The organism is Streptomyces sp. NPDC001902 (genome assembly GCF_042891295.1).
Classification (GTDB): domain Bacteria; phylum Actinomycetota; class Actinomycetes; order Streptomycetales; family Streptomycetaceae; genus Actinacidiphila.
Genome location: NZ_JBIATA010000016.1, coordinates 162,175 through 179,195, shown reverse-complemented (window position 1 = coordinate 179,195; position 17,021 = coordinate 162,175). Strand labels below are relative to the sequence as shown.

Genomic DNA, 17,021 nt, shown 5'->3' with positions numbered 1-17,021 from the left:
GATACCACGTGCGGAGGGGAGGGACCTGACAATCGGCTGTGAAGGCCCGCGTGGGCTCCCTCACACCTTCGCGACGAGCCGATTCCCGGTTACCGCAAGGAACATGGCGCCGGAGGACGGTTTCCGGGCGGACCGAGGCCCGCCCGGACTCTCCACCAAATCCCCCCGCGGGGATCACGGCCGCTCTACAGCCCCCACAGGCTCGGGCGCCGCGGCCGGCGTCGGCACACCCGGCCGCTCCCGTACCAGGACGAGCACGACCGCACCCGCCAGCAGGCCGGCGACGCCGGCCGCCAGGGCCGCCGCGTCCAGGCCCGAGGTGAAGGCGGCGTGCAGCGCGTGGTCGGCCGCCGCGCGCCGGCCGGAGGGGACCCGGGCCAGCAGCTCCCGCGCTCCGCCGCCCGCGAGCGCGCGGGCCGTCGCGTGCGGGGCGGGGGCCCCGGCGTCGCTCAGCGAGTGCTCCATCCGCGTGGTGAGCAGGGTGCCGAACACGGCGACGCCGAGCGCGTACCCCAGCTGCCGGAAGGTGTTGACCGCCCCGCCCGCCATGCCGGCCCGCCGCGGCGGCACGGAGGCCAGCGCGGCGCCCGCGATCGCCGGATTGACCAGCCCGACGCCGAGGCCCGCCACCACCAGGCCCGCGGTCAGCGCGGCCCAGCCGGAACCGGCGTCCAGCACCGCCTGGGCCAGCGCGCCGGCCCCGATGAGCACCATCCCGCCGCCGATCACCAGCCGGTACGGCGCCCCGTGCAGGAACCGGCCGCCCACCGCCGAGGCCACGAACGCCGCCAGCGCCAGGGGTATCAGCACCAGGCCGCCGCGGACGGGGCTCAGGCCGAGCAGCGTCTGCAGCCACAGCGAGGTGTACGGCAGGAAGCCGAAGGCCGTCGCACTGAGCGCCAGCGCGCCGACCATGATCGCGGTGAAGGAGGGGTTGCGGAACAGCGCCAGGTCCAGCATCGGCTGCGCGGCGCGCCGTTCGACCACCACGAACACCACCAGCGCCGCCACCGCGCCGCCGAGCGTCCACGCCGTACGGGCCGAGGCCCAGCCGGCCTCGTCCGCCCGGATCACGGCGAAGGTGAGCAGCCCGGCGAAGGCGGTGAAGGACGCCGTGCCCGGCCAGTCGATGCGGGCCCCGCCCTGCCCCCGGGACTCCTTCACCACTCGCAGCGTCAGGGCGATCGCCACGACGCTCACCGGCAGGTTGACGTAGAAGATCCAGCGCCAGTCCAGCGCCTGGGTCAGCAGGCCGCCCAGCACCGGCCCGAGTGCCGCCGCCGCGCCGCTGACCGCGCCCCACACGCCCAGCGCCACCGAGCGGTCGCGGCCCTGGTAGGCCGCGCCGAGCAGGGAGAGCGTCGTGGCGAACATCGCCGTCGCGCCGACTCCCTGCACCGCTCGCATCGCCACCAGGACCCCCGCTCCGGGCGCGAGTCCGCACGCGAGGGAGGCCGCCGCGAACAGGGCCGTCCCCGCGACGTACATCCGGCGCCGCCCGATCACGTCGGCCGCGGAGCCGGCTCCCAGCAGCAGGGCGGCCAGTGCCAGCGCGTAGATGTCGATCATCCACTGGAGGTCGGACAGCGAGGCGTCCAGGGCGTCCGCGATGTCGGGCAGCGCGACGATCACGATCGTCACGTCGATGAGCAGCATGAAGGTGCCCAGGCAGACCGCCACCAGCGGTCCCCACTTGCGCATGTCCTTCTCCGTTCCGTTCTTCCGTTCCGTGATGGGTCCTCCGTACCATCGCGAGAACACCCGGGCTTCCTCCAGCCACAGACGCCATCCCGCTGGAATCCGACACCATGAAAGAGAAGAGCGATGGATTCCCACACGCTCGACGAGCTGGACATGCGGCTGCTGCACGCCCTGCAGCTCGACGGGCGCGCCCCCTTCAGCCGGATCGCCGACGTCCTCGGCGTCTCCGACCAGACCGTGGCCCGCCGCTACCGCAGGCTCCGCGGCGACTTCGGGATGCGCGTGCTCGGGCTCCCCGAGCAGGAACTGCTCGGACGCACCCGCTGGGCGCTGCGGCTGCGCAGCACCCCCGAGGCCGCCGAGTCCCTGGCCAAGGCCCTGGCCCGGCGCGACGACACCGCCTGGATCTCGCTGATGTCGGGCGGCACGGAGGTGATGTGCGTGACGCGCCCGCGCAGTCACGACGAGCACGACGCGCTGCTCCTCGGGCGTCTGCCGCGCACCCCGAGCATCGTCGAGATCGGCGCCCACAGCATCCTGCACACCTTCTACGGCGGCGCCCTGGGCTGGTTCGCCAAGCGCGGCGCGCTCTCCGACGCGGAGGTCGCCGCGCTGCAGCCGCCCCCGCCCGAGCCGCCGTCCGGCACGGTCGTCCTCGACGCCACCGACGAGGCCCTGCTGGCCGTCCTGGCCAGGGACGGCCGCGCCTCCTACCCCGAACTGCACCGCGCCACCGGGCTGTCGGAGTCGGCGGCCAAGCGGCGGCTGGAGCAGCTGCGCGGCTCGGGCGTGCTCTACACCGACGTGCAGCTCGACACGGCGTGGATCGGCCACGACACCCGCGCCATCCTCTGGATCACGGCCGCCCCCTCAGCCCTGTCCGCCGTCGGGCAGGCGCTGGCCGCGCACCCCGAGACCGCCTACGTCGCGGCGACCACCGGATCGTCCAACCTCGTCGCCGTGGTCATCTGCAGCAGCACGCCGCAGCTCTACCGCTACCTGAGCGAGTGCGTCGGGGCCCTGGACGGGGTCCGGCACGTGGAGACCGTGCCGTCGCTGCGCCTGGTCAAGCAGATCACGACCGAAGGGATCCGCTGAGGATCGCCGCCGCGAGCGCGTCCGCTGCCTCCAGCGCCGCGGGCCGCCGACGGCCGTGCAGCAGCACGAAGTCGACGCCGCCGAGCTCCGGCAGCCCCGCGCGGGCCGGGACCCGCACCAGACCGGGCGGGATCAGCCCCTCGGCGTGCGCCATCACCCCGAGCCCCGCCCGCGCCGCGGCGACCAGACCGCTCAGCGAGCCGCTGGTGCACGCGATGCGCCACGCACGGCCGTGCCGCTCCATGACCTCCAGCGCCCGCGCCCGGGTGATCGCGGGGGCCGGGTAGAGGATCAGCGGGACGGGCCGCTGGGCCTCGGGGCGGTACCGCTCGCCGGCGATCCACACCAGCCGGTCGCTCCACACCAGTTGACCGTGGCTGTCCCCGGCCGCGCGCTTGCCCAGCATCACGTCCAGCCGGCCGGCGGCCAGCTGCCGGTGCAAGGTGGCCGACAGCTCCACCGTCAGCTCCAGGTCCACCTCCGGGTGGTCGCGCCGGAAGCGCTCCAGGATCTCGGGCAGCCGGGTCAGGACGAAGTCCTCCGAGGCGCCCAGGCGCAGCCGGCCGCGCAGGCGGGTGCCGGCGAACCAGCCCGCGGCGCGTTCGTTGGCCTCCAGGATCGTCCGGGCGAAGCCGAGCATGGCCTCGCCGTCCTCGGTCAGTTCCACGCTGTGCGTGTCGCGGGTGAAGAACCGCCGGCCGGCGGCCTCCTCCAGCTTGCGCACGTGCTGGCTCACCGTCGACTGGCGCAGGCCGAGCCTGCGGCCGGCCTGCGTGAAGCTCAGCGTCTGGACGACGGCGACGAAGGTCCGCAGCTGCACCGGATCGAACACGCTGCCAGCCTACCGCCGCTCATCGCGATACGTGATGACAGTGAGTGCGGTCAAAGTCATTTACGATCTCCCGGTCACCGGGCACTCTGGAGAGGGCCCCGTCCAGCACCGATGAGGAAGCCCATGCGCCGCCTGCGTTACCCGTCCTGGCTCCCCGTGGACCCGTACATCGCGGCGCTCCTCGGCACCGTGCTCCTCGCGGCGCTGCTGCCCGCCAGAGGCGCCGGCGCCCACCTAGCGGGCGGGGCGTCCACCGGAGCGGTGGGGCTGCTCTTCTTCCTCTACGGCGTGCGCCTGTCCACCCGTGAGGCGATGGACGGACTGCGCCACTGGCGCCTGCACGGCACCGTCCTGGCCGCCACCTTCGTCGTCTTCCCGCTGCTCGGCCTGGCCTCCGGCGGACTCGTTCCGTACCTGCTGACGCCCGAGCTCCACACCGGCCTGCTCTTCCTGTGCCTGGTGCCCTCGACCATCCAGTCCTCGATCGCCTTCACCTCCGTCGCCCGCGGCAACGTGGCCGCCGCCATCTGCGCCGGCTCCTTCTCCAGCCTCGCCGGGCTCGTGCTCACCCCGCTGCTGGCCGCGCTGCTGCTCGGGGGGAGCGGCGGGGGCTTCAAGGCGGACGCGGTGCTCGGCATCGTGCTGCAACTGCTGGTGCCCTTCGTGGCGGGTCAGCTGCTGCGCCGCTGGATCGGCGGCTTCGTCACCCGTCACAAGAAGGTGCTCGGCCTGGTCGACCGGGGGTCGATCCTGCTGGTCGTCTACGCCGCGTTCAGCGAGGGCGTGGTGCGCGGCATCTGGCACCAGGTCACGCCCCTGCGCCTGCTCGGGCTGCTGCTGGCCGAGGCCCTGCTGCTGGCCGCGATGCTCGGCGTCACCTCGTACGGCTCGCGCAGGCTCGGCTTCCCCCGCGCGGACCGGGTGACCATCGTCTTCGCCGGGTCGAAGAAGAGCCTGGCGGCCGGACTGCCCATGGCCTCCGTGCTGTTCGGGCCCCAGGCCGGGCTGATGGTGCTGCCGCTGATGCTCTTCCACCAGATGCAGCTGATGGTGTGCGCGGTCCTCGCCAAGCGGTGGGCCCGGCAGGCGGAGGCGGCCGCGCCCGCCGCCGTCCCGGCCGCCACCGCACGGCCGCGGGAGGTCGTGGCCGGCCGGAGGTGAGCCCGGCCCGCCGAGGCGGCGTGCCCGCTCAGCGCAGGGCGTCGACCACGAGGACCGCCACCGCCATCGCCAGGAACAGCGCGTACGCGGCCAGGGCACGCCCCCGGTCACCGGAGCGCAGCTGGCACAGCAGCACCCAGGCGAAGATCCCCGCCGCCAGCGCGGCTCCGGCGACGCCGACGGGAGGGTGCCACAGCCCCACCAGGACCGCGACGGCGCCGAGCGTGTGCAGCGTGCCGAGCAGGGTGACCACCCACAGGTGCCGCCCCTCCAGGACACCCAGCCGGGTCAGCTCGTCGAGCCGTTCCAGGCCGGGCCGCGCACGGATCAGCTGGGCGAGCGCGGAGGGGACGACTTCCAGCAGCAGGAGGACGGTCGACACGACGGCGAGTGCGAACACCCGGACAGTCTGCCGTACGTTCGAAAACCCTCAGTCCCCGCGGCAGATGACGAAGTCCGGGTAGGCGTGGCGTCCCGGCCGGTCGCCGATCTCCTCGACGGCCCGCCGGACCTCGCGGAGCTGGTCGACGGTCATCTCCAGCGGCGGCTCGTCGGGCTGGTGGGTGGTGCGGACGGGGTAGTCCACGCCCGGCTCGCTGGTCATCTCGATGTGGCAGCCCAGCACATGGGTGACCGGGCGCTCCCCGGCGAAGGCGACCAGCCGGTCGAGGGTGCGCCGGAAGGCGGCCCAGTCCTCGACGTACAGCCGGCCCGGGTAGACCGTGTCGCCGGTGAGCAGGAAACCGGTCGCCGGGTCGTAGTAGGTGACGGCCGAGGCGTGGTGGCCGGGCGTGGCGAGGCACTCCAGGACCCGCCCCCCGAGGTCCAGGCGCGCCACGCGGTCGGGGTCCTGGGTGAAGCCGAGGAAGTCCCAGGCGCCGTCGCGGTCCGCCGGCACCACGACCGTGTCCGGGCGGCCTGCGAACTGCGCGTCGCCGGCGACGTGGTCGCCGTGGGCGTGGGTGTGCAGCACGAGCAGTTCGTAGCCGGGACGCTGCAGGGCGGGCGGCCGCAGTTCGAACAGCTCGTCCACGACCTCCCGCAGCGGGAAGAACTCCTCCTCCGGCGTGGCCCCGGTGTCCAGGAGCACCGCGCGGTCGTCCCCGAAGAGCAGGAAGAGGAACGGCGCCTCGTAGTGGACCGCCTTGTTCTGCCGCAGGACGAAGGTGCGTTCGTCGTACTCGAACACCTGGATGTCGGGATCGGTGTTGTGCTTGGCCGATGCCGACCCGTGGATCCAGCGCACGTCGAGCGGCTCCGGTGCCGGAGGGGCGGATGCGTTCATGACCTCTTCTCCTGCCGGGAGTCGTGGCGCCGGCCGGACCGGCCCGCGGGTGGGCCCCGCCGGGCGGCGCGGGCACCGTTTTGTGCGTCCCACCGGTCGGGAGGGACACTGTCCACGTGACCTCACAGGCAACAGTGGCGATGTTCATCCAGCCTATCGGCGTCCTCGCCCCGGACCGCGAGGCCGGGTGCGCGGCCGGCGGCCACACCGAGGCCGTCGACAAGGAGGTGGCCCCCTGATGGCTCCGCGCCTCGTGCTCGTGCGGCACGGCCAGACCGAGTGGTCCAAGAGCGGCCAGCACACCGGCAGGACCGACATCCCGCTCACCGAGGAGGGCCGGGAGGCCGCGCGCCTGCTGGGCAAGCGCCTGGCCCGCGCCCCCTGGCACGACTTCCCCGGCGCCCGGGTCCGCACCAGCCCCCTCCAGCGGGCCCGCGACACCTGCGAACTCGCCGGGTTCGGCGACCGGGCGCGGACCTGGGACGCGCTGCGGGAGTGGGACTACGGCGAGTACGAGGGCCGTACGTCGCCGGAGATCCGGGAGGAACGTCCCGGCTGGGTGATCTGGCGCGACGGTGTCGTCGGCGGCGAGACCTCGTGGCAGGTCGCCAACCGCGCGGACGAGGTGGTGGCCTGGGCCAAGGAGGAGGACAGCGACGCGGTGGTCTTCGCCCACGGCCACTTCCTGCGCACTCTGGCGGCCCGCTGGCTGCGGCTCGACCCGATGCGCGGCATGGTGCTCAGCCTGGCCCCGGCCTCGCTGTCGGTCCTCGGCTGGGAGTACGGCGACCCCGCGATCACCCTCTGGAACGACACCGCCCACCTGCAGTGACGCGCTGACCCGCGGGGCGCCCGGCGGGTTCAGCGGGCCCAGGGCGGGCTGATCCGCGACCCGTCGGCGAGCACCGCCTCCAGACCGACGCCGGTGGTCACCCAGACGGAGGCGGGGCCCTCGCCCGGGTTCTCCAGGGCCAGGCGGGAACCGGCGGGCGCCGTGGCGACGTCGCCGGGGGACAGGTCGTACGCCTCGCCGTCGATGGTCAGGCGCGGGCTGCCGGACAGGACGAGGAAGACCTCCTCGCGGCTGATGGTGTGCGAGGTACCGGCGGTCCCGGCCGGTACCTCACCGCGCCACGCGCACAGTTCGGTGCTGCCGGTGGCGGTGCGGGCGTACGAGACGAAGCGGACGCCGTGCAGGTCGTGGACGACGGCGTCGGCGGAACGGACGACGGGCATACGGGCTCCTGTTCCCCGATGGGCAAGCAACTTGAGCAAGTTGCTTGCCCATATGCTCAAGCTGCTTGCGCACTGTGTCAAGGTGGCCGCATGAAGGACGAAGAGGCCCTGGCCATGGCCCTGGGCGTCAACCTGCTCGCCGCCGCCGGCGCCCTCACCGCAGCCATCCACGACGGCGTCGTCGCCCGCGGCTTCGACGACCTGCGCCCCGCCCACGGCTTCGCCTTCGCCCGGATGGCGGCCGGCGGCGCGACCGTCACCGAACTCGCCGCGCACCTCGGGGTGACCCGCCAGGCGGCCGGGCAACTCGTCGACGAACTCGAGGCCAAGGGCTACGCCGAACGCCGCCCCCACCCGGACGACGCCCGGGCCCGGCTCGTCGTCCTCACCGACCGCGGCCGGGCCTGCACCCGCGCCGCCGACCAGGCCGCCGCCGACGCCGTACGCCCCTGGGCCGACGTGCTCGGCGAGGACCGGCTGCGCGCCCTGTCCGCGGACCTGGGGCGGCTCGCCCCCGGCGGCCCGGTCCGGCCGGCGTGGTAGCCGGGACCCCGGCGACGGACTTCACCGGCGACTTCGAGACCCACTTCACGGTGCCGGCGCCGCGGCCCGGGGACGAGGAGCGGATACGCCACTGGGCGGAGCGCAACGGCCTCAAGTACACCCGCATCGTGCTCGACCGGGGCGCCACCCCCGACCAGCCCATGCTGACGGTGCGCGGCCGCGGCGCCCTGCCCGCGCAGCGCGCCGCCGCGGCCCGGTGGACCGGACGGCTGCGCGCCGAAGGGATCGGCGTCGCGCGCGTGAAGATCGAGGCCGCGCCCTGGAACACCGGCGTCCCGCGCACCCGCGGGCAGGCCCGTGCCCTGCCGCCCGGCTGCTACTTCGAGCACCACGTCAAGCTCGTCATCACCGACCCCGTCCGCCTGGACGAGGTCCGGGCGATCGCCGGGCGGCACGCCGCCCACGTCTCCCGCAACGCGCGCCGTGACCTCGGCGACCGTGGCCACGAACGCTTCGTCACCCAGCGCTGCCGCGACGTCGGGCGCCCCGAGGCGCGGCAGCGGCTCGACCGCCTCCTCGCGGACCTCACGCGGGCGGGCCTCACGGCGGTGGAGGTCGAGGAGGAGTTCGTCGTGCACGACGACCGGCCCGCCCTCGACGACGGCTGGATCGACGAGGCGCAGGCCCGGTGACCGCCCCCGCGGAGCGGGACCCGGCGGCCGCCGCCCGGAGGGCCGTCCTGGACCACCTGCTGGGCCTGGTCGCGCGGTCCCCGCTGGGCGAGTACCTCGTGCTGCGCGGCAGCATGGTGCTGCCCGCCTGGGTCGGCGCCGCCGCCCGCGAACCGGCCGACCTCGACTGGATCGTCCCGCCCTCCCTGGCGGTGCCGATCGACCCGCTCCACCCCTACCCGTACGTCGACGAGCGGGCCACCGTGCAGCAGTGGCCGGAGGCCGCCGACGGCGCCGTCCGCCCCGAGATCTGGACCGACGAGGAGTTCGGCACCGGCGGGCAGCGGGCATACGTCCCGCCCGAGGGCCTGCACTGGATCGCCGACCCGGAACCGGACGGCTCCGACGGCTCCGACGGCCCGCCCGGCGAACTGCTGGAACTGGTCCGGACCCACCCCGACGCCGCCCCCGGCGTACGCCTCGACCCGGAGGGCGCCCGCGACGACGGCAGTTGGACCTACGCGGAGTACGACACGCCCGGCGTGCGCCTGGTCGTCCCCTGGTACGCGGACGGCCTGCCCCCGGGCGAGGTGCGCCTGGACTTCGCCCGCGACGAACGGCTCCCCGAGCCGCCCGTCCTGACCGCCGTGCCGCGCGGCGACGGCGGGCCCCCGGCCGTGGTGCTCACCGCGAGCCGTGAACTCTCCCTCGCCTGGAAGCTGCTGTGGCTGCAGGCCGACGCCGCCGCCGCGGGCCGCGCCCAGGGCAAGGACCTCTACGACGCGGTCCTCCTCGCCGAGGCGCCCGGCACCGCCCTCTCCCCACGCCTGCTGCGCCGGGTGATGAGCCGCGAGCCCGGCCACCCGGCCTCCGTACCCCGCCTCACCGAGGTCGCCCCGCACTCCGTCGACTGGGACACCTTCCGCGCCGCCCACCCCCATGTCACCGGCACGGCCGCGGAGTGGCTCGACCGCCTGGCGCGTGCCCTGGACGGCGTTCTGACGGGCGGTCACTGACGCGCCGGGACGCACCCGGCGCGGCCCCACGCCCCGTCCGTCGCGCCGGGCGGTCGCCGGAGGCAGAAGAAAACGGCGTGCCGGCACCGGCCCCACGGATTAGCCTCGGCGCTCGTGACCGCTGACCCCGCCCCCATACCGGCCGAGTTCGTCCGCTTCGCGGTCGCGCTGGAACCCGGTGAACTGGCCGTCGGCTACGCCACCGGCCGCGTCACGGACGCCGACGCGCGACGGCTGGCGTTCCTGCGCCGGTGCGACCTGGGGGAGCTCGGCGGGAGGTTCGCCGCCCTGATGGAGGCGGAGCCGCAGGTGTGGCGGAAGGTCGCCGCCGACGCGGGCCCGGAGGCCGGGCGGGTCTGGGCGTACCTGGAGGGGGCACGGCGCGGGGAACCGGACGCCGCCGGGCGGGGGGAGTTCCTCGTCGGGCGGGCGGCGGCCGGGCGGGGCATGAACTGGGCGGACTCCGCTGTGCTGCTCGGGACCGACCGGCCCGAGGAGGTGGACGCGGCCTTCGCGCGCGGGGAGCCGCTGGTGGGCGTGGCGGTCATCGGGCTGGCGCTCAACCACCCGGACGCCGCCGCGATCCTGCCGCGCGTCGCCCGGGCACTGGAGGCGCCGCATGAGGAACTGCGCCGGCAGGGCGTCGTGGCCCTGGCCCACGTCGCCCGTCTGCACGGCACCGTCGACGACCGGTGCCTGGAACTGCTGCGCGGCCTGCCGCCCGGGACCGAGGCGCATGACGACATCCTCGCGTACGTGCCGCTGCGCCGGCTGCCGTGGTGGCTGCGCCGATCCGGCTACGCGGGGCGCCTGCGGGCCTTCGTCCGGCATCCCCGCATCGTCCTGAGGCGCCCCGGGAAGCGGTAGGTGTCGCCCGGACCGGAGCCCACGAGGGGGCGAGGGGGCCGTCCCGCTTCGGCCGGTGGCGGCACGTGAGGGCGGTTAGCATGCCAGGAGAACGTGATCGCGGTTAAGGAGGCGGGTCCACCATGGCGGACGACGTCACGATCCCCGGCATCGACCCCACGTCCGAGCCGAGCGGCGCCGGCTGCGCCGACTGCGGTGCCGGTCAGGGACCGGGCTGGTGGCTCCACCTGCGCCGCTGCGCGCAGTGCGGGCACATCGGCTGCTGCGACTCCTCGCCCTCCCAGCACGCCACGCGGCACGCGCTCGAGGAGGGCCACCCGTTCATCACCAGCTACGAGCCCGGTGAGGACTGGTTCTGGAACGTCGAGACCGAGCAGTACTACGACGGTCCCGCGCTGTCCCCGCCGAACTCGCGCCCGGAGGGCCAGCCCTCCCCGGGCCCCGCGGGCAAGGTCCCCGAGGACTGGCAGGCGCAGTTGCACTGACGGCGCACCCCCGGGGTCGGCACGGCCGCCCCCGGAGGGCACGGCCCGCGGCACGCGGCCGCTACGCGGCGCCCTCGGGCAGCCGCACCCGCGCCAGCTGCCGGGACTGGGCCACGAGCCGGCCCGCCGAGTCCCAGACCTCGGCGTCCTCCTCCATGTAGCCGTCCGCGAAGTTCCGGGTGGAGTGCTTCAGCCGCAGCCACCCCGGCTCGGGCCTGGCCCGGACGTGGGCGGTCAGCTCCAGCGTGGGCGCCCAGCCCGGGATGCCGAGGTCGAAGCTGACCGGCGGCAGGCTGTCCACGGCGAGCAGCAGCATCAGCGGGTCGGGCTCGCGGCCGTCGGGCATCCGCAGCCAGCCCTGCACCATGCCGCGGCCCGAGGGGGCGCCGACCGCCCAGCCTGCGGTGTCCGGGTCCAGCCGCAGCTCGATGCGCTCCAGCATCGGGGATATCTTCAGGAACTCCGGCGGCGCCACGTCGGTCCCCACGCACTTCTCCGGCGGCGGCATCTGCGGAGGAGTGGCGGAGGTGCGCACGTCGCCCGCGTGGTCGTGGCCGTTCAGGTCGCCGTAGGTCGCCACCGCCCGCAGCCGTTCCTCGCCCTCCTGCTCCAGGGACACCATGCCGGTCGAGACGGTGCGGCCGCGGCGCAGGGTCTGCGTGCGGGCGGTCACCGGGCCCGGGCGCGACGTCGACAGGTAGTAGGCACTGATCGAGAACGGATCCCGGTGTCCCTGCCCGTCGCCGCCCAGCTCCTCGGCGAGCGCCCGGCCGGCGAGGGCGAGCAGCAGCCCGCCGTTGACGCCCATGCCGATCCGCCACCCCTCGTGGAGTTCGGCGTCGTAGACCGAGGGCTCGCCCGGACGTGCCGTGACGGCCGTCTCGCGGTCGAATCCGTACTTCTCATGCATCGTCAGTGTTCCTTGAGGTCGAACGAGGTGAACAGCGCGTCGAGCGCTTCGTCGATGGACGCGGCGCCGGTGCCCAGGGCCAGTGAGCCCCACAGCCACAGCTGCGCCACACCGTGCAGCCCGGACCACACGGCGCCGGTGAGCGCCCGGGTGTCCGCGCCGGGCCGCCAGCCCTCCGCCTGCGCGGCGCGCACGAGCACGAGGAGGTGGTCGTCGAAGGCCGACATGCCGGCCCGGCCCAGTTCCTTGTCCCGGGGGTCCAGCAGGTCGTGCCGGAACATCAGGGTGAACATCGCCGGCCGTCCCAGCGCGTACGCCACGTAGCCGCGGGCCCCGGCCCGCAGCCGTGCGGCCGCCGGCGCGCCTTCGGGGCACGCCCGTACGGCCGCCTCGGCGCGCACGTTGAGTTCCCTGAACCCCACGGTGGCCACGGCCGACAGCAGCGCCGCCCGGTGCGGGAAGTGCTTCAGCGGCGCCCCGTGCGACACGTTGGCGCGCCGAGCGATGGCCCGCAGGGTCAGCCCCTCGACGCCGTCGTCGTCCAGGACGGCGAGGGCGGCGTCGAGCAGGCGCGCGCGGGGAGCGGTGGTCATGGTGGACAGTGTCCACCTCGAGGTGGACAGTGTCTACCTCGGGTCCTCGGATACGGCGGGACCGGCCGGCGCAGGGGGCGCACCTCGCCGGCCGGTCCCGCACGCGTGTACGCGTGCTGGGACGGGTCAGACCCGCCCGGCCGTCGGCGCGGGCAGGGCGATCCGCTCTTCGCCCGCGTACACGTTCATGGAGGTGCCCCGCAGGAAGCCGACGAGCGTGAGGCCGGACTCGGCGGCGAGGTCGACGGCGAGGGAGGACGGGGCCGAGACGGCGGCGAGCACCGGGATGCCGGCCATCACGGCCTTCTGGGCGAGTTCGAACGAGGCCCGCCCCGAGACCATCAGGATCTTCCCGGCCAGCGGCAGCAGGCCCTGCTGGAGGGCGCGGCCCACGAGCTTGTCCACGGCGTTGTGGCGGCCCACGTCCTCGCGGACGTCGAGCAGTTCGCCCTCGGACGTGAAGAGCGCGGCCGCATGCAGTCCGCCGGTCCGGTCGAAGACCCGCTGCGCGGCGCGCAGCCGGTCGGGGAGCGCGGACAGCAGCGCGGCTTCGAGCCGCAGCGGCGAGGCGTCGGCGATGGCCCAGCGGGCCGTGGTGCGTACGGCGTCGAGGCTGGCCTTCCCGCACAGGCCGCAGGAGGACGTCGTGTAGACGTTGCGCTCCAGCGTGATGTCGGGGACGGGGACGCCGGGTGCGAGGCGTACGTCGACGACGTTGTAGGTGTTGGACCCGTCGACGGTCGCGCCCGCGCAGTACACGATGTTCGCCAGTTCGTCCGCGCTCCCGAGCACGCCCTCGCTGACCAGGAAGCCGGCCGCGAGGGCGAAGTCGTCCCCGGGGGTGCGCATGGTGATCGCGAGTGGCTTGCCGTTGAGCCGGATCTCCAGCGGCTCCTCCGCGACCAGGGTGTCCGCCCGGTGGTCGACCGCTCCGTCCCTGATCCTCAGTACCCGACGCCGTTCGGTGACCCGTCCCATGTCGATCAGTCCCGGTTCTGTACGTGCTGGAAGCCGTATCGGCCCTTGATACAGAGGTTGCCACGGTGACCGCGCCGTCGTGCGGCGAGATCACCTCGACGAGCCCGCCGGCCCTGGGTTCTCAGCCCCGGACGAATACTGTGTACAGTATTCGTCTCCATGGGGTCAAGGGGTCGTAAAGGCGGTCCCGGCCGGCGTTCCGGCGGAGGGGAGTTCCGTTCCGCCGAGGGGAGTTCACGGGGAGAAGGGCAGGTCCACGAAAGCGGCGACGACGAGGTACAGCCCCACGGCGAGCAGCGAGAGCCCGGCGACGCAGAACAAGACCGCCAGCCCCGCGGGCTCGGACCACGTGCGCGTCGTCAGCTCGGGGTTGCGCGGGTCGTAGGTGATCTCCGCCCGCAGCGGGTCGCCGTCCACGTCGTTGCCCTCGCCGAGGTGCTCCCGGGGCACGCCGTCGAGGTCGGTGAAACGGTAGACGGGTTCGCGGCCGCCGTGCCGCTGCCTGCGGTCGAAGGTGGCGACCACCGTGATGCCGCGCCGGCGCAGGATCCGTGCGTCCCGCGCGGACCCCCATGCCCCGTGGAGCAAGCCCCCGGCGCCCAGCAGGGGAGCGGCGCCCAGCGCCCACTTCGCGACGGCCGCGCCGTCCCCGGTGACGGCCAGCCAGACCAGCACGGCGAGGTAGGCCAGGGCAGCGCCGACCCCCGGGGCGTAGGTCCAGAAGCCGTCCGGCGCCCCGTCGTCCGGTTTCGCCCCGTCCTTCGCGGGGGGCGGCACCGACAGGACTTCGACCAGCGTGCCGCCGTCCTCCCGCGGCTCGTCGGCGTCGCGGGGCGGGAGCACGGAGTTGACGGCGGCGGCGAAGGCCGCGACCGCCTCGGCGCTGTGGTGCGTCAGCGCGTGGACCCTCGCAGGCCCTCGCGCCGCGGTCAGGACGATCTCCACCGTACGGCCGTGCCGCCCGGCGGCACGGACCTCCTCGATCGCGGCCGGCGGGATGCGCCGCCGCTCCGTCCCCTCGTCCAGCAGTACCTCGCCGGCCCGCAGACGGGCGGTCGCGCCGCCCCCTCGCAGCACCAACTCCGGTATCCCCGCGGCGGATGCGTCGCTCGTCACGGCATCACGGTAGGGGACCGACCGGGGCCCCGGAATAGCATCGGCGTACGACGGACGCGGACGGACGCGGCCGGGCGAGGAGGTGTGCGGTGGCCGGGGACCCGTTCTCGGTGGGCCGGGGGACGTGGTGGCGCATCGGCGTCCCGCTGGCCGCCGCGGTCCTGCTGGTGGCCCAACTGGCCTGGGGGAACGGCCCGCGACGGGAGGCGGCGGCGGTCTCCCGGCCGGGGGAGTGCGGCAAGGGCGCCGCGCGGCAGGTCGGCGAGCCCGGCGTGTCACGCGACCTGGTCATCGGGAGCTACGGCGCGGACAACCTGCCCCGGATGAAGGGCAGGCCGACCTTCAAGGTGCGCCTCACCGTCTCGCCGGGACCGGACCGGCGCCCGCTCACGCTGCGGACCCCGCTGGTCGGCGCGGTCACGGTGCAGGTGCACGCCGGGCGCGGCGGCGGCCTCCTCGCGGGCGCCCGCGGCCTCACCGCCCGGATCGACGAGGAGATGTACGGGGCCGGCCAGGCCCCTCCCGCGACCGGCACCGTCCGCGTGACGCAGGACGACGTCCTCCGGCTCGTCGTCGAACTGCCGGACGGTGCCATCTGCCCGGGAGTCACCATGGCCGACCTCATCTCCATGCGTCCCGGCGGCAACGACGCCGCCGACCTCACCGTGGTCACCGTCGTCCTCGCCGACCGGGCCTCCGGCCTGCGCATGGAGGCGCAGAGCGGAGTGGTTTGACGCACCGTGCCCGGGCTGGGTACAAACGTGCGACTCCACGTCCCGTACGCCGCATGGGGGGCCTTGCGCTCGTGAGCACCACGGACACCGATCAGGGCACCGAGCCGCCGGTCACCACCTGCTACCGGCATCCCAAGCGCGAGACGTACGTGCGCTGCACGCGCTGCGACCGCTCCATCTGCCCCGACTGCATGCGCGAGGCGGCGGTCGGCCACCACTGCCCGGAGTGCGTGAAGGAGGGCGGCAGGAGCGTCCGCCAGGCGCGCACCGTCTTCGGCGGCCGCGTGGCGACCTCGGGCACGCCGGTGGTGACGCAGATCCTGATCGCCCTGAACGTCGTCGCCTACCTCGGCGAACTGGTGCGCTCCGACCTCGTCGCGCGCTTCGACGCCCTGGGGCAGGGGCTGTTGGGCCCCGACGGCGTGGCGTACGTGTACGACGGCTCGGCGTACCCCGGCTTCGAGGCCGTCGGCATCGCCCACGGCGAGTGGTACCGGCTGATCACCTCGGCCTTCCTCCACCAGCCGCCGGGCCAGGGCACCTTCGGGATCCTGCACATCCTGTTCAACATGTACTCGCTGTGGACCCTCGGCCCGGCCGTCGAGGCCCAGCTGGGCCGGATCCGCTTCGTCGGGCTCTACCTGCTCTCCGCCCTCGGCGGTTCCGTGCTGGTGTACCTGATCGCCCCGCACACCGGCGCCGTCGGTGCCTCCGGCGCGATCTTCGGCCTGGGCGCGGCCTACTTCGTCCTCAGCAAGCGCCTCCACCACGATCCGGTCGGCGGGCGTCAGCTCCTCATCGGCCTGCTGGTTTGGATGGCGGTCTCCGCCGCCGTGACCTCCTGGCAGGGCCACCTCGGCGGCCTGCTCACCGGAGGTGCGGTCGGCCTCGTCCTGGCCCACGCGCCCCGCAGGCACCGCGCCTTGTGGCAGGCGGCCGGGATGGCGGCGGTGCTGGTGGTGCTGGTGACCCTGGTCGTCCTGAAGACCTCCCAGCTCACCGGCGCCGCATAGCGGGCGCCGCGCCACCGGTGTGAAGCGCGTCACGCTTGGGTGCGGTGTCCGCGCCGGGGTCCTGCGCGCGTAGACTGTAGACGAAAGCCAATCATCCCCGGGAAAGGTTGGGGCCTCGATGCTGTCCAGCGGGCTGTCGCAGGGATCCGTGCCCAAGCTCCAGCGTCCGGGGCCCCTGCGTGAGCAGGTGTACGAAGCGCTGCTCGAGCTGATCATCACCCGCTCACTCACCCCCGGCCAGCACCTGGTGGAGACCGAACTCGCCGGCCACCTCGGCGTCTCCCGCCAACCGGTGCGCGAGGCCCTGCAACGGCTCAACACCGAGGGGTGGGTGGACCTGCGCCCGGCCCAGGGGGCCTTCGTCCACGAGCCCACCGACGAGGAGGCCGACCAACTCCTGGTCGTCCGCGCCCTGCTGGAGACGGAGGCGGCCCGCCTCGCCGCGGCCAACGCCACCACCAAGGGCCTGGAGCGGCTGGACGGGCTGTGCGAGACGGGCGAGGCGGCCGTCGCCGCCGACGACGTCGACGCGGTCGTCGCGGCGAACGCCGCCCTCCACGCCTGCGTCATGGAACTGGCCGGGAACGCGGTGCTCGCCGAACTCGCCCGGCAGGTCGAGCGGCGCGTGCGCTGGTACTACACCCCGGTGGCCCGACAGCGCGGCATGCAGTCGTGGGTCGAGCACCGCGAGCTGATCGCGGCGATCGCCGACCGCGACGGGGAGCGCGCCCAGCAGGTCATGCGCGCCCACACCGAGCACACCAGGACCTCGTACCACCAGCGCTCCCACGAGGACTGACCCCGCCCCGCCCCGCCGGGCC

General features: G+C 74.5%; 21 protein-coding genes and 1 pseudogene. 12 read left to right on the top strand and 10 right to left on the bottom strand.

Annotated features, from left to right (window positions below; all coding sequences use genetic code 11):
- Positions 1-174 precede the first annotated feature (174 nt).
- The gene (locus ACFYYN_RS25470; RefSeq protein WP_500547633.1) at positions 175-1,701 is read right to left on the bottom strand and encodes an MFS transporter; all 1,527 of its coding nucleotides are present in this window, start codon (positions 1,699-1,701) and stop codon (positions 175-177) included.
- A gap of 123 nt (positions 1,702-1,824) precedes the next feature.
- Here ACFYYN_RS25470 and ACFYYN_RS25465 point away from each other — a divergent pair, with 123 nt between their 5' ends.
- Positions 1,825-2,799, top strand: a complete 975-nt coding sequence (locus tag ACFYYN_RS25465; protein ID WP_500547632.1) for an Lrp/AsnC family transcriptional regulator — start codon at positions 1,825-1,827, stop codon at positions 2,797-2,799.
- Here ACFYYN_RS25465 and ACFYYN_RS25460 read toward each other — a convergent pair.
- Positions 2,777-3,631, bottom strand: coding sequence for a LysR substrate-binding domain-containing protein (locus ACFYYN_RS25460; protein ID WP_500547631.1), 855 nt, complete (start codon positions 3,629-3,631; stop codon positions 2,777-2,779). The genes ACFYYN_RS25465 and ACFYYN_RS25460 overlap by 23 nt on opposite strands.
- A 123-nt stretch (positions 3,632-3,754) precedes the next feature.
- On the opposite strand from ACFYYN_RS25460, the gene ACFYYN_RS25455 reads away from it, so the two are divergent.
- Positions 3,755-4,792 (top strand): bile acid:sodium symporter family protein, encoded by a 1,038-nt coding sequence (locus ACFYYN_RS25455; RefSeq protein WP_500547630.1) that lies wholly within the window; start codon positions 3,755-3,757, stop codon positions 4,790-4,792.
- A gap of 28 nt (positions 4,793-4,820) precedes the next feature.
- Here ACFYYN_RS25455 and ACFYYN_RS25450 read toward each other — a convergent pair whose 3' ends face one another.
- Together ACFYYN_RS25450 and ACFYYN_RS25445 are read right to left on the bottom strand one after the other, a co-directional pair.
- Positions 4,821-5,192, bottom strand: a complete 372-nt coding sequence (locus ACFYYN_RS25450) for a DoxX family protein (RefSeq protein WP_500547629.1) — start codon at positions 5,190-5,192, stop codon at positions 4,821-4,823.
- Positions 5,193-5,222: 30 nt separating this feature from the next.
- A complete protein-coding gene (locus ACFYYN_RS25445) occupies positions 5,223-6,077 on the bottom strand; it encodes an MBL fold metallo-hydrolase (RefSeq protein ID WP_500547628.1) in 855 nt (284 codons plus the stop codon).
- 116 nt (positions 6,078-6,193) lie between these two features.
- Between ACFYYN_RS25445 and ACFYYN_RS25440 the strand changes: the two genes are divergently transcribed.
- Both ACFYYN_RS25440 and ACFYYN_RS25435 read left to right on the top strand, forming a co-directional pair.
- Positions 6,194-6,316 (top strand): hypothetical protein, encoded by a 123-nt coding sequence (locus ACFYYN_RS25440; RefSeq protein WP_500547627.1) that lies wholly within the window; start codon positions 6,194-6,196, stop codon positions 6,314-6,316.
- A complete protein-coding gene (locus ACFYYN_RS25435) occupies positions 6,316-6,909 on the top strand; it encodes a histidine phosphatase family protein (protein WP_499514905.1) in 594 nt (197 codons plus the stop codon). The genes ACFYYN_RS25440 and ACFYYN_RS25435 overlap by 1 nt, the downstream gene beginning before the upstream one ends.
- Positions 6,910-6,938: 29 nt before the next feature.
- On the opposite strand, the gene ACFYYN_RS25430 is transcribed toward ACFYYN_RS25435, so the two are convergent.
- On the bottom strand, positions 6,939-7,313 hold the full coding sequence (locus tag ACFYYN_RS25430; RefSeq protein WP_500547626.1) for a cupin domain-containing protein: 375 nt from the start codon (positions 7,311-7,313) through the stop codon (positions 6,939-6,941).
- A 90-nt stretch (positions 7,314-7,403) separates the two neighbouring features.
- Between ACFYYN_RS25430 and ACFYYN_RS25425 the strand changes: the two genes are divergently transcribed.
- The 5 genes from ACFYYN_RS25425 (at position 7,404) to ACFYYN_RS25405 (ending at position 10,856) form a co-directional block, all read left to right on the top strand.
- Positions 7,404-7,856 carry a MarR family winged helix-turn-helix transcriptional regulator gene (locus ACFYYN_RS25425; RefSeq protein ID WP_500321494.1) on the top strand — a complete coding sequence of 151 codons (453 nt, stop codon included), beginning with the start codon at positions 7,404-7,406 and terminating at the stop codon, positions 7,854-7,856.
- Complete coding sequence (locus tag ACFYYN_RS25420) at positions 7,850-8,509, top strand: hypothetical protein (protein ID WP_500547625.1); 660 nt, start codon at positions 7,850-7,852, stop codon at positions 8,507-8,509. Before ACFYYN_RS25425 ends, ACFYYN_RS25420 begins: the two co-directional genes overlap by 7 nt.
- Positions 8,506-9,504: a nucleotidyl transferase AbiEii/AbiGii toxin family protein gene (locus ACFYYN_RS25415; protein WP_500547624.1), complete on the top strand. Its 999-nt coding sequence runs from the start codon at positions 8,506-8,508 to the stop codon at positions 9,502-9,504. The genes ACFYYN_RS25420 and ACFYYN_RS25415 overlap by 4 nt, the downstream gene beginning before the upstream one ends.
- 114 nt (positions 9,505-9,618) lie before the next feature.
- Positions 9,619-10,371, top strand: a complete 753-nt coding sequence (locus tag ACFYYN_RS25410) for a hypothetical protein (RefSeq protein WP_500547623.1) — start codon at positions 9,619-9,621, stop codon at positions 10,369-10,371.
- Between the two features lie 122 nt (positions 10,372-10,493).
- Positions 10,494-10,856: a UBP-type zinc finger domain-containing protein gene (locus ACFYYN_RS25405; RefSeq protein WP_500321490.1), complete on the top strand. Its 363-nt coding sequence runs from the start codon at positions 10,494-10,496 to the stop codon at positions 10,854-10,856.
- A gap of 61 nt (positions 10,857-10,917) precedes the next feature.
- Here ACFYYN_RS25405 and ACFYYN_RS25400 read toward each other — a convergent pair whose 3' ends face one another.
- The 5 genes and pseudogenes from ACFYYN_RS25400 to ACFYYN_RS25380 all read right to left on the bottom strand — a co-directional run bounded on the left by ACFYYN_RS25400 (position 10,918) and on the right by ACFYYN_RS25380 (position 14,453).
- Positions 10,918-11,766 carry a thioesterase family protein gene (locus tag ACFYYN_RS25400; protein WP_500547622.1) on the bottom strand — a complete coding sequence of 283 codons (849 nt, stop codon included), beginning with the start codon at positions 11,764-11,766 and terminating at the stop codon, positions 10,918-10,920.
- Positions 11,767-11,768: 2 nt separating this feature from the next.
- Positions 11,769-12,359 carry a TetR/AcrR family transcriptional regulator gene (locus ACFYYN_RS25395; RefSeq protein WP_499514913.1) on the bottom strand — a complete coding sequence of 197 codons (591 nt, stop codon included), beginning with the start codon at positions 12,357-12,359 and terminating at the stop codon, positions 11,769-11,771.
- A 126-nt stretch (positions 12,360-12,485) separates the two neighbouring features.
- Positions 12,486-13,337, bottom strand: coding sequence for a formate dehydrogenase accessory sulfurtransferase FdhD (gene fdhD, locus ACFYYN_RS25390; protein ID WP_500547621.1), 852 nt, complete (start codon positions 13,335-13,337; stop codon positions 12,486-12,488).
- Between the two features lie 5 nt (positions 13,338-13,342).
- Positions 13,343-13,440: pseudogene (locus ACFYYN_RS25385) on the bottom strand (2Fe-2S iron-sulfur cluster-binding protein); the annotation flags it as partial.
- A 131-nt stretch (positions 13,441-13,571) separates the two neighbouring features.
- Positions 13,572-14,453 carry a hypothetical protein gene (locus tag ACFYYN_RS25380; RefSeq protein ID WP_500547620.1) on the bottom strand — a complete coding sequence of 294 codons (882 nt, stop codon included), beginning with the start codon at positions 14,451-14,453 and terminating at the stop codon, positions 13,572-13,574.
- A gap of 89 nt (positions 14,454-14,542) precedes the next feature.
- Between ACFYYN_RS25380 and ACFYYN_RS25375 the strand changes: the two genes are divergently transcribed.
- From ACFYYN_RS25375 to ACFYYN_RS25365, 3 genes are all read left to right on the top strand, one after another.
- Positions 14,543-15,187: a hypothetical protein gene (locus ACFYYN_RS25375; protein ID WP_500547619.1), complete on the top strand. Its 645-nt coding sequence runs from the start codon at positions 14,543-14,545 to the stop codon at positions 15,185-15,187.
- A 53-nt stretch (positions 15,188-15,240) separates the two neighbouring features.
- Complete coding sequence (locus ACFYYN_RS25370) at positions 15,241-16,200, top strand: rhomboid family intramembrane serine protease (protein WP_500547618.1); 960 nt, start codon at positions 15,241-15,243, stop codon at positions 16,198-16,200.
- A gap of 118 nt (positions 16,201-16,318) precedes the next feature.
- Positions 16,319-16,999 carry a GntR family transcriptional regulator gene (locus ACFYYN_RS25365; RefSeq protein WP_499514919.1) on the top strand — a complete coding sequence of 227 codons (681 nt, stop codon included), beginning with the start codon at positions 16,319-16,321 and terminating at the stop codon, positions 16,997-16,999.
- Positions 17,000-17,021 lie beyond the last annotated feature (22 nt).

Coding starts and splice junctions, on each gene's coding strand:
- ACFYYN_RS25400 (WP_500547622.1), bottom strand. CDS start 11,766: ATGCATGAGAAGTACGGATTCGACCGCGAGACGGCCGTCACGGCACGT.
- ACFYYN_RS25445 (WP_500547628.1), bottom strand. CDS start 6,077: ATGAACGCATCCGCCCCTCCGGCACCGGAGCCGCTCGACGTGCGCTGG.
- ACFYYN_RS25425 (WP_500321494.1), top strand. CDS start 7,404: ATGAAGGACGAAGAGGCCCTGGCCATGGCCCTGGGCGTCAACCTGCTC.
- ACFYYN_RS25370 (WP_500547618.1), top strand. CDS start 15,241: ATGGGGGGCCTTGCGCTCGTGAGCACCACGGACACCGATCAGGGCACC.
- ACFYYN_RS25465 (WP_500547632.1), top strand. CDS start 1,825: ATGGATTCCCACACGCTCGACGAGCTGGACATGCGGCTGCTGCACGCC.
- fdhD (WP_500547621.1), bottom strand. CDS start 13,337: ATGGGACGGGTCACCGAACGGCGTCGGGTACTGAGGATCAGGGACGGA.
- ACFYYN_RS25365 (WP_499514919.1), top strand. CDS start 16,319: ATGCTGTCCAGCGGGCTGTCGCAGGGATCCGTGCCCAAGCTCCAGCGT.
- ACFYYN_RS25395 (WP_499514913.1), bottom strand. CDS start 12,359: ATGACCACCGCTCCCCGCGCGCGCCTGCTCGACGCCGCCCTCGCCGTC.
- ACFYYN_RS25455 (WP_500547630.1), top strand. CDS start 3,755: ATGCGCCGCCTGCGTTACCCGTCCTGGCTCCCCGTGGACCCGTACATC.
- ACFYYN_RS25405 (WP_500321490.1), top strand. CDS start 10,494: ATGGCGGACGACGTCACGATCCCCGGCATCGACCCCACGTCCGAGCCG.
- ACFYYN_RS25430 (WP_500547626.1), bottom strand. CDS start 7,313: ATGCCCGTCGTCCGTTCCGCCGACGCCGTCGTCCACGACCTGCACGGC.
- ACFYYN_RS25470 (WP_500547633.1), bottom strand. CDS start 1,701: ATGCGCAAGTGGGGACCGCTGGTGGCGGTCTGCCTGGGCACCTTCATG.
- ACFYYN_RS25435 (WP_499514905.1), top strand. CDS start 6,316: ATGGCTCCGCGCCTCGTGCTCGTGCGGCACGGCCAGACCGAGTGGTCC.